Annotated in this window: 15 protein-coding genes; 6 read left to right on the top strand and 9 right to left on the bottom strand. The window is 72.9% G+C overall.

Annotation, left to right across the window (positions count from 1 at the left end):
* Positions 1–104 precede the first annotated feature (104 nt).
* Positions 105–1019 (bottom strand): hypothetical protein, encoded by a 915-nt coding sequence (locus IPL61_22425; GenBank protein MBK9033988.1) that lies wholly within the window; start codon positions 1017–1019, stop codon positions 105–107.
* A gap of 127 nt (positions 1020–1146) precedes the next feature.
* Between IPL61_22425 and ffh the strand changes: the two genes are divergently transcribed.
* The 4 genes from ffh (at position 1147) to IPL61_22405 (ending at position 6156) form a co-directional block, all read left to right on the top strand.
* Positions 1147–2844 carry a signal recognition particle protein gene (gene ffh, locus IPL61_22420; protein ID MBK9033987.1) on the top strand — a complete coding sequence of 566 codons (1698 nt, stop codon included), beginning with the start codon at positions 1147–1149 and terminating at the stop codon, positions 2842–2844.
* Positions 2845–3599: 755 nt separating this feature from the next.
* Positions 3600–4382: an AAA family ATPase gene (locus IPL61_22415; GenBank protein ID MBK9033986.1), complete on the top strand. Its 783-nt coding sequence runs from the start codon at positions 3600–3602 to the stop codon at positions 4380–4382.
* Positions 4382–5290 carry a hypothetical protein gene (locus IPL61_22410; protein ID MBK9033985.1) on the top strand — a complete coding sequence of 303 codons (909 nt, stop codon included), beginning with the start codon at positions 4382–4384 and terminating at the stop codon, positions 5288–5290. Before IPL61_22415 ends, IPL61_22410 begins: the two co-directional genes overlap by 1 nt.
* Before the next feature lie 35 nt (positions 5291–5325).
* On the top strand, positions 5326–6156 hold the full coding sequence (locus tag IPL61_22405; protein MBK9033984.1) for a pirin family protein: 831 nt from the start codon (positions 5326–5328) through the stop codon (positions 6154–6156).
* Positions 6157–6186: 30 nt separating this feature from the next.
* Here the strand turns inward: IPL61_22405 and IPL61_22400 are convergent, their stop codons facing one another.
* The 3 genes from IPL61_22400 to IPL61_22390 all read right to left on the bottom strand — a co-directional run bounded on the left by IPL61_22400 (position 6187) and on the right by IPL61_22390 (position 8031).
* Positions 6187–6750, bottom strand: coding sequence for a hypothetical protein (locus IPL61_22400; GenBank protein ID MBK9033983.1), 564 nt, complete (start codon positions 6748–6750; stop codon positions 6187–6189).
* On the bottom strand, positions 6737–6934 hold the full coding sequence (locus IPL61_22395; protein ID MBK9033982.1) for a hypothetical protein: 198 nt from the start codon (positions 6932–6934) through the stop codon (positions 6737–6739). The genes IPL61_22400 and IPL61_22395 overlap by 14 nt, the downstream gene beginning before the upstream one ends.
* Before the next feature lie 101 nt (positions 6935–7035).
* Entirely contained in the window at positions 7036–8031 is a 996-nt protein-coding gene (locus IPL61_22390) for a catalase (protein MBK9033981.1), read from the bottom strand.
* 48 nt (positions 8032–8079) lie between these two features.
* On the opposite strand from IPL61_22390, the gene IPL61_22385 reads away from it, so the two are divergent.
* Positions 8080–8730 carry a hypothetical protein gene (locus IPL61_22385; protein ID MBK9033980.1) on the top strand — a complete coding sequence of 217 codons (651 nt, stop codon included), beginning with the start codon at positions 8080–8082 and terminating at the stop codon, positions 8728–8730.
* 187 nt (positions 8731–8917) lie between these two features.
* On the top strand, positions 8918–10165 hold the full coding sequence (locus tag IPL61_22380) for a hypothetical protein (protein MBK9033979.1): 1248 nt from the start codon (positions 8918–8920) through the stop codon (positions 10163–10165).
* Positions 10166–10168: 3 nt separating this feature from the next.
* Here the strand turns inward: IPL61_22380 and IPL61_22375 are convergent, their stop codons facing one another.
* From IPL61_22375 to IPL61_22355, 5 genes are all read right to left on the bottom strand, one after another.
* The gene (locus IPL61_22375; GenBank protein MBK9033978.1) at positions 10169–10927 is read right to left on the bottom strand and encodes a triose-phosphate isomerase; all 759 of its coding nucleotides are present in this window, start codon (positions 10925–10927) and stop codon (positions 10169–10171) included.
* A 32-nt stretch (positions 10928–10959) separates the two neighbouring features.
* Positions 10960–13812, bottom strand: a complete 2853-nt coding sequence (locus tag IPL61_22370) for a protein kinase (GenBank protein ID MBK9033977.1) — start codon at positions 13810–13812, stop codon at positions 10960–10962.
* A gap of 162 nt (positions 13813–13974) precedes the next feature.
* Positions 13975–15174: a phosphoglycerate kinase gene (locus IPL61_22365; protein ID MBK9033976.1), complete on the bottom strand. Its 1200-nt coding sequence runs from the start codon at positions 15172–15174 to the stop codon at positions 13975–13977.
* Between the two features lie 114 nt (positions 15175–15288).
* Positions 15289–16293: a type I glyceraldehyde-3-phosphate dehydrogenase gene (gene gap, locus IPL61_22360; protein MBK9033975.1), complete on the bottom strand. Its 1005-nt coding sequence runs from the start codon at positions 16291–16293 to the stop codon at positions 15289–15291.
* A gap of 142 nt (positions 16294–16435) precedes the next feature.
* A complete protein-coding gene (locus IPL61_22355; protein ID MBK9033974.1) occupies positions 16436–16588 on the bottom strand; it encodes a hypothetical protein in 153 nt (50 codons plus the stop codon).
* Positions 16589–16707: the final 119 nt, after the last annotated feature.

The raw sequence follows: 16707 nt of genomic DNA, 5'->3' as shown, positions 1-16707 counted from the left end.
TCCTCGTCCCAGCCCGCCGCTGGCTGCGCGCGACCTCGAGCACGCGCTTGGCGCCGCCCGGACACCTGGCCCACGCCTTGCCCGGCGCGACCTTCCAGGTGAGGTCACCAGCCGCCGGTCGCCCTGCTCCCTTGCCGATCTCGAACGCGCCGACGGCGTCGAGCTGGCCGTGGTGCGCGGTCCACAGCATCACCAGGTCGCGCACGCCGACGCCGCCGCGCTGGCGTACCCGCGCCGCGATCACCCGGGTGGCGTCGCCGCGCAGGTCGAGCAGCTCGACCTTCGAGCACGTCGAGGGCGCGGGCCACCGGCAGCTGCACGAACGAGAACTGATCGGTCAGGAGCGCGATCCGGTCGCCGGCCGCGACGATCCGCTCCTTGCCCGGCACGGTCGGATCGACGTCGACCTGGACGTCGAGGGTGACCGCGGCCGGGGTCAGCCGAGCCGCCGCCAGGAACGTGGTCAGGAGGTCGATCTTGCCGCCCAGGGCCAGGGCGCCGGTCCAGGTCATGGTGTGCTCGGTGGCGGTGCCGCGCGGGATGTCGCCGTCGGACAGGGTCGCCGGCAGGGCCAGGGTCGGCGCGCTCGGCCCGTAGCCCGGGATCTTCGCCAGCGGGACCGCCAGCTCGACCGACCAGCCGGCCGGCTGGAGCGTGTCCTCGGCGAGGAGCCACTTCGGCAGGGCCTTGCCGGCCAGGGTCCGCCTGGGCGCCAGCTTGTCGACCCCGGGGTAGAGCGTCAGCCGCAGGGGCTTGCCCGCGCCCAGGGTCAGGTCGAGGTGGTCGTCGGCCTTGCTGCCCCGGGTGACCCGCTCGTCGCGGACGTCGACGGAGATCCACGCGGTCGTGGCCGTGACCAGGCACCGCAGGTCGAAGCTGGCGTCCTTGTCGGTGCCGCCGGCCCGGGTCGGCTTGACCCCGTGCCAGTCGTCGATCATGCCGTCGATCTCGACCACGTCGTCGGCGGCCCGCTCGCACGGGACCGTCGGCTCGGCCACGGCCAGGGCGGGGGCGACCAAGGCCGGGACGACAAGGAGGGGGACCAGGACGGCCAGGGCGGCGCGCATCGACATGACCTTACGACAAGACGGTCGGGCCGCGGTTCCATTCAAGGCGCCGGCCCCCGTGGTATAGCTCGCCACCGCCATGTTCGAGACCCTCTCCAAAGGCTTCCGCGCTGCCAAGCAGCGCCTGACTGGCAAGGCCGAGCTCGATGACGCGATCATCGACGAGGCGCTGCGCGACGTCCGCCTGTCGTTGCTCGAGGGCGACGTCGAGTTCCGCGTCGTCAAGCGGTTCATGGACCGCGTCCGCGAGGCCGCCCGCGGCGAGCAGGTCAAGCTCAAGGCCAAGAGCGAGGAGTACGGGGTCCAGCGGATCACGCCCGAGCAGGCCTTCATCGCGATCTGTCAGGACGAGCTGACCAAGATGATGGGCCCGGTCGACACCGAGCTCAAGTGGGCCAAGAAGGGCGCGACCGGGATCATGATGGTCGGCCTCCAGGGGTCGGGCAAGACCACCAGCTGCGGCAAGCTCGCGCGCTGGCTCGAGAAGACCCACAAGAAGAAGGTCTGCCTGGTCGCGGCCGACGTCTACCGCCCGGCCGCCGTCGATCAGCTCAAGACGCTCGGCGCCAAGCTGGGCGCGCCGGTGTTCTCGCTCCCCGGCGCCGACCCGGTGACGATCTGCAAGGAGTCGATCGAGTTCGCGGCCAAGCAGGGCTGCGACGCGATCATCTTCGACACCGCCGGCCGGCTCGCGATCGACGAGCCGCTGATGCAGGAGCTCGAGGACATCGACAAGGGCGTGCAGCCCGCCAACATCTTCCTGGTGCTGGACTCGATGACCGGCCAGGACGCGGTCAACGTCGCCGAGACGTTCAACAAGCGGTTGAACCTCGACGGCGTGATCATGACCAAGCTCGACGGCGACGCCCGCGGCGGCGCCGCGCTGTCGGTCAAGGAGATCACCGGCAAGCCGATCAAGTTCCTCGGCATGGGCGAGTCGCTCGACAAGCTCGAGGAGTTCCGGCCCGAGGGCCTGGCGTCGCGCATCCTCGGGATGGGCGACATCGTCGGGCTGGTCAAGGACTTCGAGCAGGTCGTGGATGCCGAGAAGGCCGAAGAGGATGCGATGCGCATGCTCAAAGGCAAGTTCGACATGCAGGACTTCCTCGAGCAGATCAAGATGATCCAGAAGATGGGGTCGCTCAAGGACCTCTTCGACAAGCTGCCGTTCTTCGGCGGCGCCATGCCGGAGGGGGTCAACCTCGACGACAAGGAGCTGACCAAGATCGAGGCGATGATCAGCTCGATGACCCTCGAGGAGCGGACCACGCCCGAGGTGTTCGTGACGACGTCGTGGGAGGAGTTCACCGCGTCCGCCGGGCACAAGGCCAAGCGCCGCCGCGCCGACTTCCACCCCGGCCGCGTCCGCCGCATCTCGAAGGGCTCGGGCCGCGCCGAGACCGAGGTGAAGGAGCTGCTGCAGAAGTTCGCGACGATGCGCCAGATGATGGTGCAGCTCGGCGCCTCGACCGGCCTGATGGGCAAGATCCCCGGCATGAAGCAGTTCAGCCAGATGAAGAAGCTGGCCAACATGGACCTCGGCGCGATCATGGGCGCCGAGGGCGGGATGCCCGGCGGCATGCCCGGCGGCCTCCCCGGCATGCCCGGCGGCGGCCTGCTCGGCGCGCCCGCCGGCGGCGCGGTCCCCGGCGCGCCCAAGGGCTACACCGCGCCCGGCACCAAGAACACCCCCGGCGCCGTCCGCGTCGCCGACAAGCGCGACAAGCGCGACAAGCGCAAGGCCGAGAAGGCCGCGCGCAAGAAGTCCCGCAAGTAGGCGGCGGCGGCCGTTCGAGAATGAGTTCGCCACCACGAACCAAGATGAAGACGGGCCCTGGGGCCGCGCCCATCCACCTTGTTTCGCTTGGCATGACTCGTGCTCGAGTCTACGGGGACGACCGCATCAAATTCAGCCCTCCCGTTCGGGGTACAGGGCAGTGGATCGTCCTGCTGGGCGCGAACGGCACAGGCAAAACGACCGCCCTTCGATGCATCGGCTTGGCGCTCGGTGGCATCCTCCCGACCGAGGAGCACTTCCTGAAGTTCGACAAACTTCATTTTGCGCGAGCTTGGAACATTCGCCCGGCCCAAGCGCTTGTGAATGTCGCATCGAAAGGCAAGCGGACTGCGGAGTATTTGGTCACCATCAGTAGCAGCCGCGACGACCGCGACCCGTTTGTCGATCCCGTGATTCACTACTCGGGCCGAGTCCCGACGCCGATGGATGTCTTTGGGTATGGAAGCACCCGCGGGAACGCCTTGGGCGGTCCAGAGCGTGGAGTGGACATTCGGAGCCACTCAACAATTGACACACTGATTCATCCATGGTCGAGGCTCATTCATGCTGAGACTTGGCTTCGGCGAGAAGCCCTGCGAGCCGCGGGCAGCCGCCTCTACCGCAAGTTCTTCGACGCAATCCTGACAACGCTCGAGTCCTTGTTGCCGAATGGCGAACGACTCGAAGTCGCTCGCGGAGAGGTCATGGTTCGCGAGGGCAGTGGCCCGCGAGCACGTCGCGCACCGCTTCGTTCCATGAGCGACGGATACTTGACGACGCTTGGCTGGACCATCGACCTGATCGCGCGCTGGGCAGACCGCTACCGCGACAAGGGCAAGCTCGACGAGAACTTCGCCAAGGACATGCCGTGCGTCGTGCTGGTCGACGAGATCGACCTGCACCTCCACCCGCGCTGGCAGCTCGACATCATCCCCCGCCTGCGCGCGGCGTTCCCCAAGACCACCTTCGTCGTCACCACGCACAACCCGCTGACGCTCCAGGGCACGCGGCCCGGCGAGGTGTTCGTGCTGCAGAAGGACGCCGCGACTGGCAACGTCTCGATCGTCCAGCGCGACGTGCCCCCGGGCACCGACGCCAACCGCCTCTTGACCGGCGACTGGTTCGGGCTCGGCTCGACGCTCGACGAGTCGACGCTGCGCAAGCTCGACCGCCACCGCGAGCTGTTGCTCGCACGGCGGCCCGAGTCCGACCCCGAGCGACGCGCCCTCGAGGAAGAGCTCCGGGTCCGGCTCCACGGCTTCGCCGACACCTCGTACGAGCGCATGGCGCACAACGTCGTCGCCCAGCTGCACGACGAGAAGATGCGCCAGCGCCAGGACATCACCGCCGAGGACCGCGAGCGGGTGGTCCGCGAGGTCCGCGCCCGGCTCGCCGCGCTCGACGAGCCGGCGCCCGGCGCGCGCGAGCTAGCGCCGACGTTCCGCCCCGCGAAGCCTTCGACCAAGGCGCCAGCGAAGGCGCGCTCCACCCGTAAGCCGGCGGCGACCAAGAAGTCCGCCGCGCGCACCAAGCGGTGATGATCCGCTTCACGCGACCAGCGAAGCCACCCGGCTTCGCCAAGGGCGCGCCGCGCCTGCGCGCCAAGGGCCCGTTCGCCGACGCGGTCTGGAAGGTCCACAAGACGGCCTTCAGCCAGGCGCAGCACGGCAAGTGTGGGTACTGCGAGACCTACGTCGCCGGCACCCAGGACGCCGACGTCGAGCACTACGCGCCCAAGGGCGAGGTCGGGGACATCGATGACGATCCGTCGACCTGGGGCGCCGAGCGGCAGCCCTTCGTCGCCAACCTGCGACCGAGATCACGCACGCCTGTGCCGCGCAGCGTGACCGGCTACTGGTGGCGCGCGTACGACTGGACCAACTACCTGTTCGCCTGCGCGGTCTGCAACCAGAAGTACAAGGGCACCGTGTTCCCGCTGACGCCGACGCCCCCGAAGCGATGGAAGCCGACCCGGCGCGACCGCACGCATCAGCCGCTCCTGCTCAACTGCTACGACGACGACGCGCCGTGGCGGCACCTCGAGGTCTCGCCGCTCACCGGCGACGTGACCGGCAAGACCAGGCGCGGCACCGCGACCATCGCCACCTGCGGCCTCCATCGCGACACCCTGCGCGTCGACCGGCAGCGCTACGGCGCGAAGGCGAACCTGCTGCTCGACGAGATCCTGTCGCGGCAGGCCAACGCGCGCTCACGGGCCAACGCGTGGCGCGACCTGGTCGCGCTGGGTGCGCCAGCCGCGCCCTTCGCCGGGGCGGTGCGCTGCATCGCCGAGGCCGGGCTCGCGCCGCTCCAGTGGCGCGAGATCGAAGCCACCGTGCGTCCGCAGCTGCCGCCCGGCGCGCTGACCGAGGCCCGCGGCCTGTGCCAGGCTAGGCGCATGCACGCCATCGCATCGCCCACCTCGGGCCCCGGAGCGCCCCTGTGAGCGTCGTCGAGCTGCGCCTGGCGGCCAGGCCGGCGATGGCGGCCGCGCTGCCGGTGATGCGCGCGCTGCCGCGGCGCGAGCGGCGGTTCGTCGGACCGTTCTGCTTCCTCGATCACTTCGGCCCCCACGCCGAGGTCGGCCGCGCCGACGGCGGGGTCGCGCCGCACCCGCACATCGGCCTGGCGACGGCGACCTACCTGTTCGACGGCGCGATCCTGCACCGCGACAGCCTCGGCACCGCGCAGCGGATCGTGCCCGGCGACGTCAACTGGATGACCGCCGGCCGCGGCATCGTCCACAGCGAGCGCACGCCGCCCGAGCAGGTCGGCGTGACCTCGACCTCGCACGGCCTGCAGATCTGGGTCGCGCTGCCGACGGCCCACGAGGACGCCCCGCCGTCGTTCCAGCACGCGCCGGGCGCGACCCTGCCGGTTCTCGACGCGCCGGGCGTGCGGCTGCGGGTGCTGCTGGGCGCGTGGGACGGCGTGGCGTCGCCGGTGCAGGTGTGGTCGCCGTTGACCTACGTGATCGCCGAGCTCGCCGACGGCGCGACGCTGGCGGTGCCGGGGTTCCAGCCCGAGCGCGCGCTCTACGTGGTCGACGGCGCGGTGACGATCGCCGGCGAGCCGACGCCGCTGGGCCGCGGCGAGCTGGCGGTGCTGCGCCCCGACGAGCTGGCGACGCTCACGGCGACCGCGCCGACCCGGGTCGCGGTGTTCGGCGGCGCGCCGCTCGACGGCCCCCGCTACCTGCTGTGGAACTTCGTCGCGAGCTCGAAGGCGCGGCTCGAGCAGGCCCGGCTCGACTGGATCGCGCGCCGGTTCCCGATCATCCCCGACGACGACGGCTACATCCCGTTCCCGTAGCCCGGGCTCAGCCCGGCTGCGCGTCGCGCCTCACGCCGCGGGCGCGACGATCTCGGCCCATGTCGCCTGTAGCCCGAGACGGTCGAGCCACTGATCGAGGACCGCACGATCGACCACGTCAGCCGACAGCTCGAGCATGCTCCGGATGTCGCGGACGTGCTTCGCCGATCTCCCTTCGCGGAAGTACTCCGCCTTGCGGACCAGCACGTACTCGATCGGCGCCAGCGGTACCACGAGACCATCGAGGTCGAGCGTCCGCCGGTGCGCCAGCGCCCAGCGATGCAGGTCATCGCTCGCGAAGTAGATGTCGGCCTTGAAGCCGGTGTCGTGGTGGATGATGTTGCAGTGGCCGCGGGTCCCACGTCGCGCCTCGATGGCCAGGACATCTTCCGGAGGGCAGTAGAACTCGTCGTCGGGGAAGGCGGCCGCGAACGCCGCGACGTCGCGCGGCGGAAGGATGACGACCAGGTCCACGTCGTGCGTCAGGCGTGGCTCGCCGTAGATCGTGCCGGCGGTGCTCCCGGTGACCATGTACACGACGCCCAGGCCGTTCAGCCGAGCGACGAACGGCGCGATCAGGCTAGGTTCCAGCACGGAGGAAGATCTGCCGCACGTGCGCCTGCACCTGCGCCTCGGTCCATCCAGGGTGCAGGGCACGCTCATGGGCGGCGCGCAGCCGGCGCGCCATCCAGTACAGGCGCTCGGACTGCCGCAACCGCTCCGCCGGCGTCATCGCGCGGTAGCGCGCGAGCTGCTCCGGGGACGGACGATCGTCCATGGTCCATTCATACCACGGCCACGCGGGCCCGGCCGGCCCCGACCTCGTTCGCTCCGACGACGCCCGTCGACGCTGCCGCGCCGCTGACCGTAGCGCCGGGTTCACCCCGGCTGCGCGTCGCGCGCCTGCTGCGACGCCAGGTACACGCCCTTGCGCGCCCGCATCACCTCGCCCAGCGGGCGGTGCGCCGCCAGCGCCTGCCACGGGTCGAACACCGTCCGCTCCAGCCGCGCGGCCAGCGCCTGGCCGTCGGCCGACGCCGGGTCCTGCTGCGCGATCGTCAGGGTCGCGACGTCGACGAACGGCGCCACGTCCTCGGGCCAGTCGCGCGACGCGTCCTCGATCGGCGTCGTGGCCTCGTCGACGAAGAACTGCAGCGCCAGCGTGAAGGCGAGCGCACCGCCGGCGACCGTCTTCGCCATCGCCGCGCCGAACTCGCCCCGGGCGTCGGCGTGGGGCACCGGCCGGTCGGGCGTCAGCCGCACCCGCGCCGCGTACGGCCCGCACGCGATCGGCGCCGCGCTGTGGAACACCGTCGACGCGTAGCCCGAGAACGGTCGCTCGACCGACGCCTTGAGGCGCTTGAGCTCACCGAACATGCGCCGCAGGCCGTAGCTGCGGTAGGCCCAGCCGATCAATGCCAGCGGGCCCTTCGCCGCCGCCTGGACCAGGCTGAGGAAGAGCTTGCTGTCGGCGAAGCCGAAGTTCGACGCGTTGATCAGCGCGAGGTCCTGGTGGGTCGCCGCGCCGCCGAGGGCCGCGTCGCCGACGACGCCGTTGACCCGCACCGCGAAGCCGCGGACGTCGGGATGGCGATCGGCCTTCACGTCGGGGCCGCCGTTGGACAGGCGCACCCACGCGTCGTAGGCGGCCGGCGCGGCGAACAGCCCGTGGCGCGCGTGCGCCGGCACGCCGTCCTTGACGGCCAGCGTGGCGGTGAGGCCGAGCACGCCCTTGCGGTGGAGCGCGCGGCCGACGCCGTGCTTGGCCGTGCGCGCGGCCTGGAGCGAGGTCAGCCCGCGGGCCTGCTCGGCGTGACGCGCCGCCTCGTCGGCGCCGATCTGCTCGCGCCAGTCGGTGGAGGGTTGGGTCGCCATGGGTCGGCATCCTACGCGGACGCCGCCACGGTCGTGTACCGTCGCCGGATGTTCCTGGGACACTTCGCGACCGGGCTGGCGGCGCGGCCGCTGGCGCCGCGCATGTCGCTGCCGGCGTTGCTGGTGGCGCCGCAGGTGCTCGACCTGGCCTGGCCGGTGTTCGTCGCGACCGGCGTCGAGCACGCCCACCTCGAGCGGGGCCACCTCGCGGCGTCGCCGCTGGTCCTCGAGTACATGCCGTACTCGCACAGCCTGGTGTTCGCGCTCGGCTGGGCGCTGCTGTTCGCGCTCGGCTACCTCGCGCTCACCCGCGATCGCCGCGGCGCGGTGGTCGGCGCCGCGCTGGTCGTCGGGCACTGGCTGCTCGACTGGATCGCCCACGGCCCCGACATGCAGCTCGCGCCCGGCGGCGCGCGCCACGGCCTCGGCCTGTGGGGCTCGGTGCCCGCGACGCTGGCGGTCGAGCTGGGCATGTTCGCCGTCGGCGCCGCGCTCTACACCCGCGCCACCCGCGCCACTGGACCGATCGGGCGCTACGGCTGGCCGGCCCTGGCCGCGCTGCTCACCCTGGGCTTCGTCGCCGCCACCCTCGGCGATCCGCCCCCGTCGATGGACGCGCTCCTGGCCTCGGTCGGCGGCCTGCTGGTGATCGTCGTCGGCGCCTCGATCGCGATCGATCGCCAGCGCCCCGCCCGCTGAGTCCGAGGGCCTGTCCCGCCCCCCCGACCCCCGCCCCCCCCCTGGGCGACCCACGCGACCAGTCCTCGCGCCCGGGGCCAGCCGCGCCAGGCCGCCTGCCCGACCGCACAGCTCTTGCCGCCGAGGTCCCCGCCGCCGCCACCAACACACCCCCCGCCTTGCCGCCGCCACCACCGACCATCGCCGCATGTGCATCTTCTCGCGCGCGGTGCGCCACGTCGGCGCGACGCGGATCTTCGCGGGCCACCGCGACGACGGCCGCCAGGCGCTGATCTACGCGATGGACGTCGAGCTCGACCAGCCGACCGCGATGGTGCTGCCGCTGCCGACGCCCCCGGGCGTGGCCGAGGGCGCGGTCGAGTTCGTGTCGCTCGCGGCCTACCCGGCCTTGTTCGATGATCTCGATCGGGCGTTCCCGGTGCTCAGCCCGGCGCCGCAGGCGGTCGGCCGCCCCAGCGCGCTGTTCGGCCTGAGCGCGCCGCGGCTGGCGGTGCACGACGTCGGCGCGTTCGTCGCGTCGTTCGCCCCGACGGTCGCGGACCTCGATCGCCTCGACCCGCGGTTCCGGCTGTCGGCGGCCGCCCGGGCCGCGGTCACGCGCGCGCGCGACGGCTGGTCGTTCGCGGTGGTCCAGCTCAAGCCGGGGCGGGCGCGCCAGCACCTCCACCCGTTGGCGCTCACCTTCCCGCGCCGCGATCCGACCGCGCTGTACTTCCCGACGGTGCACGTCCACGGCGACGCGCTCGCGCCGACCGCCGGGTTCGATCACACGCTCTACTACCAGCCGGCCCCGGTGGTCGCGCTGACCACCGGCGCGACGCCGGCGACCGGGCCGATCGGCGGGTTCGTCGAGCTGGCCCGCGCGCGCGGTCTGCTGCGCGACGCCCCGACCTTCGCGGTCGCGCTGACGGGCAGGCTGCCCAACGACGACGTCTACGTGCTGCCGCCGGCCGGCCTGACCGACGACGACGTCGCCGGCCGCGGCCCGACCTGGGCCTACCAGCTCGCGACCGCCCACGGCGACGATCTGGCGCCGGGCAACGCCGCTCGTCGCGCCGCCGCCACGACCACGAGCTTCGCCGCCGACGCGCCGCCGCACCTGGCCCGGTGGCACCGCACCGCGCGCACCCGCGGCCGCACGGTCGCCGCGGCCCTGCGCGGCTGGTGCGAGCGCTTCGCCGCCGATCACGCCGCCGCGCTGACCCCGCTGACGCCGAGCCTCCCGGCCTACTACTACAACGGCCCGCACGTGTGGTCCGCGACCACGGCGTCGACCATCGCGCCCGGCCCCGGCGTCCTCGACTTCCGGCCGTGGAGCGACCACGTCGAGTTCCAGCGGGTCGAGGTCGGGTTCGCGCGCATGCCCGACGCCGCCGAGGCCGCCCGCTGGCGCGCCGACCTCATCCGCACGCTCGAGGCCGCCGCGACGGCCTGAGGCTCATGCCGGGCGCGCGGCCTTGCAGATCGCGACGAAGTCCGCGGCCGCCAGCGACGCGCCGCCCACCAGCGCCCCGTCGATGTCGGGCTGGCGCATCAGCTCGACCGCGTTGTCGGGCTTGACCGAGCCGCCGTACTGGATCCGCACGGCCGCGGCCAGCGCCGGGCCGAGCTCCTTGCCGAGCCAGCCGCGGATGAACGCGTGGACCTCCTGGGCCTGGGCCGGCGACGCGGTGCGGCCGGTGCCGATGGCCCACACCGGCTCGTAGGCGATGACCAGGCGCTCGGCCACGTCGGCGCCGAGCCCGCGCAGCGCGCCGAGCTGGGTCTCGACCACCGCGGTCGTGGTGCCGGCGTCGCGCTGGGCCAGGGACTCGCCGACGCACACGATCGCGCCGAGGCCGGCGGCCAGCGCCGCCCGGGTCTTCTTGCCGACCGTGTCGTCGGTCTCGCCGAAGAACTGCCGACGCTCGCTGTGGCCGACGATGGCCCACGTGCAGCCGACGTCCTTGAGCATGCCGGGCGCCACCTCACCGGTGAACGCGCCCTTCTCCTCCCAGTAGCAGTCCTGGGCCGCGACCGCGATGGCGGAGTCCTCGAGGCGCTTGGCCACCGGGTACAGCGCGGTGAACGGCGGCGCGACGCCGACCGCCACGCCCTTGACGGCGGCGAGCTGGTTCTTCAGCTCGGTCACCAGCGCCAGGGCGTCCGCGGTGTGCTTGTGCAGCTTCCAGTTGCCGACGACGAACGGGGTACGCATCCGCGCGACTGTACGCCGGCCCGCCGGCGCCGTCACTCGTGGGCGGTGCCGGCGTGGTCGCTCGACCACGAGATCGCCAGGCGCTGCTGGCGGTCGCCGTCGCTCGACCGCCGCTCGACCTCGACGCGCGTGGCGCCCGCCAGCTCGCACGCCTTGCCGATCTGGGCCGTGACCAGGTGCCACGCCAGCGGCGACGTCGCGGTGCCGTCGATGAGCAGCTCGGCCCCGGCCGCGGATCGGTGCCCGACCTGGCAGCGACACCAGCCGTGGTAGCGGTTCCACATCGACGGCAGCACCGCGAGCATCGCCGACACGCCCAGGGTCGCCGGATCGGCGCCGAAGAACCGGGCGAACGTCGCCGAGACCGTGCTCCGGCCGATCGCCCGCATCAGGTGCTCGCCGCCGTCGGGGACGCGCGCCTTGCGCGTGAGGGGCTCGGCGCGCTCGACCAGCTGCACCAGCAGCTCGAGCGGCAGCCAGCCCACCACCGAGGTGGTCGGCCCGAGCGCCTCGGCCAGGAGCGGATCGCTGTCGGCGAGCGCGCGCACCGCGCCCTCGCCGGCCAGGTGCGCGATCACGCGGGCCGCGACCCGGAAGTGCGCCGCCCGCACCATCCCGAACTGCATCGACTGCAGGCTGGCCGGCCGGCCGCTGTTGGTCAGGCGCTCGGTCTGGCGCAGCACCTGCTCGGGCTTGACCGTGGTGCTCGCGTCGGGCGGCACCGTCGGCACGCGCGGGGCGCGCTCGAGCGCCCGCGCCAGCGCGATCGCGAAGGTCGAGGCCGACGCGTACCGGCGCTCGGCCGCGGGGTCGAGCGCCTTGGCCAGGATCTGATCGACCGCCGACGGCAGCTCTGGGCGCAGGCCCCGCGCCGGCGGCAGCGGCTCGTGGAGCTGGCGGCCGATCACCTGCATCAGCTGGCCGGCGCCGAACGGCGGCCGCCCGGTCAGCGCGCAGTACACCGTCGCGGCCAGGCCGTAGACGTCGGTCTCGGGCGACTCGCGGCCGCCCTCGAGGAACGACTCCGGCGCGGCGTAGCCGGGCGTGCCGGCGCCGTCGACGTCGTCGCCGCGCCGCTTGGCCACGCCGACGTCGACCAGCACCGCCCGGTCGCGCTCGCGATCGAGCAGGACGTTGGCCGGCTTGACGTCGCGGTGGATCAGGCCGATCGCGTGCATCGCGTCGAGCGCGTCGCCGACCTCGAGCACGACCTGGGCGATGGCCTCGAGCGGCAGCCACTGGCCGCTGGCGTGGCGGGCGTCGAGGACCTCGGCTAGCGACTGGCCCTCGACCAGCTCCATCACGAAGTACACGTCGCCCTCGTGATCGCCGAGCGAGTAGACCTGCACCAGGTTGGCGTGGTGGAGCGAGGCCAGCATCGCGGCCTCGGCCCGGAACCGCGTGACCAGCTGGGCGTCGCTGGCCAGGTCGGAGCGCAGCACCTTGATCGCGACCTGCCGCCCCAGCCCCAGATCTTCGCCGCGGTAGACCACGCCCATCGCGCCGCGCGACAGCTCGTGCAGGATGCGGTAGGTGCCGCCGAGCGTGGTCCCGGCCGAGACGCCGGCGCCGACGTCGAGATCGTGGCCGGCCTCGGTGTCCGCGCGCCCGACCGCCCGGGCCAGCACCACGGCGCCGGCGGCCGCGGTCCGCACCGCCGCGCGCAGGCGGCCGAAGCCGGCCTCGCCCGAGCGCTCGCCGGCGCCGAGCGCGGTGACCGCGCCGCGCAGCGTGATCGTGATCTCGCCGTCGCTCGTGGTCAGCGGCGTGCCGATGCGCGCGGCCAGCTTGACCGCCATGATCTCGGCCCGGGCGACGTCGACGCCGGGCAGGAGCACCGCGAGGTCATCGCCGCCGAAGCGCGCGACGCGATCGGTGGCCCGGGTCGCGGCCTTGAGCCGCGCGGCCAGCGCGATCAGGACCTCGTCGCCGACCCGGTGGCCGTGGTCGAGGTTCAGGCGCCGCATGCCGACGACGTCGAACAGCGCCAGCGCCAGCGGCTCGCCCGAGCGCCCGGCCGCCGCCAGCGCCGACGCGACCTCCTGCTCGAGGGCGGCCCGGGTCAGCGCCCCGGTCAGCGGATCCTGACCGGCGGTGGCCAGCAGGCGCTCGTGCTCGCCGACCAGGCGCCGGTGGCCGGCGCGGAACGTCAGCTCGCGCGGCAGCCGCGACGCCAGCGCCCGCAGGTCGGAGAGCTCGGCCGGGCCGAACCGGCGCGCGCGATCGGCGACGACCGCGATCAGCCCGCCGACCTCCTGCGGCCCGGTCGCCAGCGGCGCCGCGATCAGCGACATCGTCCGGGTTCCGGACGTCACCACGGTGACCCCGGTGGCGGCCGCGACCCGGGCGGCGACGCCGAGCACCGGCTGGTCGGCGTCGGCGTTCGCGCGGGTGCTCCACGGCACCAGGCCGTCGCCCTCGCGCCACCAGAAGATGCAGTCGTCGGCCGCGAACGCGCGCGCGATGATGGCGAGGCCGTCGGCGGTGGGCTCGCCCTTGCCGTCGAGGACCGACGCGGCGATCAGGCTGCGCGCCCGCGCCAGCTCGACCTCTGGCAGCGCCACCGGCGGCGGCGCACACACCAGCGTCAGGGCCTCCGGCGACAGCGGCGCCATCACCACGCCGATCGCCGCGCACGCCGCGGCCGCGCTCGCGACCTTGCCCGCCGAGTCGCCCTCGCCCAGCACCCAGCGCGGACCGGTCACGCTCGCGCTGGTGGCGGCGGCGGCGGCGCTCGACGGCACCAGCACCGCCGTGGACGCGAAGCCGCTCAGGTTCGCCGCGTCTGCCACCACCACCGGCGCGGTGCCGATCCGCGTCGCCAGCGTCACGATCTCGCCCAGGCGCCCGGCGGGGTCGAAGATCACCAGGCGTGGGGAGGCCACGGACCGATCATAGCGATCGGCAGCGCCCGTGTCCGCGCCGCGGCCCCGGATCGGACGGTCACCGCCCAGCCCGCCTGCCCGCGCCGACGACCGGAGCCACCTGCGGCGCCGCGATGCCGGACGGCTCGCCCCTGGTCACGCCGCCCGCTGGCGCCGACGGGCCTACGCCTGCGCCAGCGCGACGATGCCGGGCAGCTCGAGCCCCTGGATGAACTCCAGGGACGCGCCGCCGCCGGTCGACACGTGGGTGACCTGGTCGGCGACGCCGGCCTGGGCCACCGCCGCGGCGCTGTCGCCGCCGCCGACCACCGTCAACGCCATCTTGTTGCCGGCCAGCGCCAGCGCGACGCCGACCGTGCCGGCCGCGAACGGGGGCATCTCGAACACGCCCATCGGCCCGTTCCAGAACACCGTGCGGGCCTTGATCGCCGCCGCGCGGTAGGCCGCGAGCGTCGCCGGGCCGATGTCGAGCGCCATCAGGTCGGCCGGCACCGCGTCGATCGACACCGCGCGGGAGGTGTCGGCGTCGAGGCCGGTCGCGACCACGACGTCGGTCGGCAACAGCACGGTCTTGCCGGCCTCGCTGGCCTTGCGCAGGAAGTTGCGCGCCAGGTGCAGCTTGTCGGCCTCGACCTTGCTCTTGCCCAGCTGCTTGCCCTGGGCGGTCAGGAAGGTGTTGGCCATGGCGCCGCCGATCGCGATCACGTCGACCCGCGCCAGCAGCGCGTCGAGGACCTCGATCTTGTCGGACACCTTGGCGCCGCCGAGGATCGCCAGGTACGGCCGATCGACCTCGCCCAGCAGCCGGGACAGCACGTCGATCTCCTTGGCCATGACGTAGCCGGCGCCGCGCAGCGGCACGTGCGGCACCATGCCCGAGGTCGACGCGTGGGCCCGGTGCGCGGTGCCGAACGCGTCGTTGACGTAGACGTCGGCGTAGCTGGCGAGCTGGCGCGCGAACGCGTCGTCGTTGGCCTCCTCGCCCGGATCGAAGCGGAGGTTCTCGAGCAGCGCGATCTGCCCGTCGCGCAGATCGCTCACGACCTTGCGGGCCCCGTCGCCGACCGGCTCGTCGGCCAGGACCACGTCGAGCGTCAGCAGCTCGGCCAGCCGCGCCGCGACCGGCTCGAGCGAGTACTCGGGCTTGACCTTGCCGTCGGGCCGGCCCAGGTGCGAGCCGAGCACGATGCGGGCGCCGCGCCCGACCAGGTGGCGGATGGTCGGCAGCACCGCGACGATGCGCGCGTCGTCGCTGACCTTCTTGTCCTTGGTCAGGGGCACGTTGAGATCGACGCGCACGAACACGCGCCGGCCCTCGACCGGGAGCTGCTCGACGTGGACGATGCCGTGGGGGAGCGCCATGGGCGATGCCTCGCTCTTTCAGGATTTCAATCGATGGAGTGGCGCGCGCCGGAATCGGCGCGCGCGGCGCGGGAGGCGATGGCCCGGGGCAGGCCTGGCGTCAGGCCCGTCGGACTACAGGCGCTCGCCGACGAACTTGGCCAGATCGAACAGGCGCTGCGAGTAGCCCATCTCGTTGTCGTACCAGGCCAGCACCTTGATCTGATCGCCGATCGCGGTGGTCAGCGCGGCGTCGACCGTGGCCGAGTGGCGATCGCCGTTGTAGTCGCACGACACCAGCGGCTCGTCGGACACCGCGAGGATGCCCTCGAGCGGCCCGGCCGCGGCGGCGCGGAACGCGTCGTTGACCTCCTGGGCGGTCGCCTTCTTCTCGAGCCGCACGGTCAGATCGACCAGCGACACGTTGGGCGTCGGCACGCGGATGGCCATGCCGTCGAGCTTGCCCGCCATGGCCGGCAGGACCTCCTTGAGGGCCTTGGCCGCGCCGGTGGTGGTCGGGATCATCGACAGGGCCGCCGCGCGCGCCCGGCGCAGGTCCTTGTGCGGCAGATCGAGGATCTGCTGGTCGTTGGTGTAGCTGTGGATCGTCGTCATGATGCCCGACACGATCCCGAAGGTCTCGTGCAGCACCTTGGTGACCGGCGCCAGGCAGTTGGTCGTGCACGACGCGTTCGAGATGATGTGGTGGCTCGCCGGCTGGTAGGCCTCGAGGTTGATGCCACAGCACAGCGTGACGTCGGGCTCCTTCGCCGGCGCGCTGATCAGCACCTTCTTGGCGGCGGCCAGGTGCTTGCCGGCGCCGGCCTTGTCGACGAACTTGCCGGTCGCCTCGATGACGATGTCGACGCCGTGGTCCTTCCACGGGATCTCGGCCGGGTCCTTCTTGGCGGTGATCACGACCTTGTCGCCGTTGATGATCAGCGCGCCGTCCTCGGCGACGACCGTGCCCGGGAAGCGCCCGTGGACCGAGTCGTGCTTGAGCAGGTGCCCGAGCGTCTTCACGTCGGTCAGATCGTTGATCAGGACCAGATCGAACGTGTCGGGGGCGTCCGCCAGACAGCGGACGAAGCCGCGCCCGATGCGTCCGAAACCGTTGATACCTACGCGAACCTTGGCCATGGCAGTCTCCGTGGAAGAAGTGGGCGCACCCTAACGCCTGGCCCCGCCGCTGTCGACCCAGGCGCAGCGCAACCGAGGCGCCGAAAACGCCACAGGCAGCTCCACGGGGAGCTGCCTGCACGAGTCGCCACGCTGCGCGGGTCTATGGCGCGATCGCGAGATCGCGCGCGGTGGTGTCGTTGGCCATGCGCGTGGTCACCTCGCTGATCAGCTCGGTCGCCAGCGACACGATCTGCCGCTCGTCGAAGCCCTGCGAGGTCAGGTCGCGGTACAGCGACTTGGCGAGGATTCGCACCGCTCTCTGACGCTCGGGGTTGTGCTTCGTCATCGTGTTGTCACGATGAGAAGCACCCCTCATGCCAGGGCCAAGCGTCCGTAACTCCCTCCCGGACGCGCCGCGTCAGCGACCACCGC

Source organism: Myxococcales bacterium (genome assembly GCA_016717005.1).
In the GTDB taxonomy this organism is placed as follows: domain Bacteria; phylum Myxococcota_A; class Polyangia; order Haliangiales; family Haliangiaceae; genus UBA2376.
Note: the sequence above shows the minus strand (reverse complement) of the source record. Positions and strands in the feature narration are given on the sequence as shown.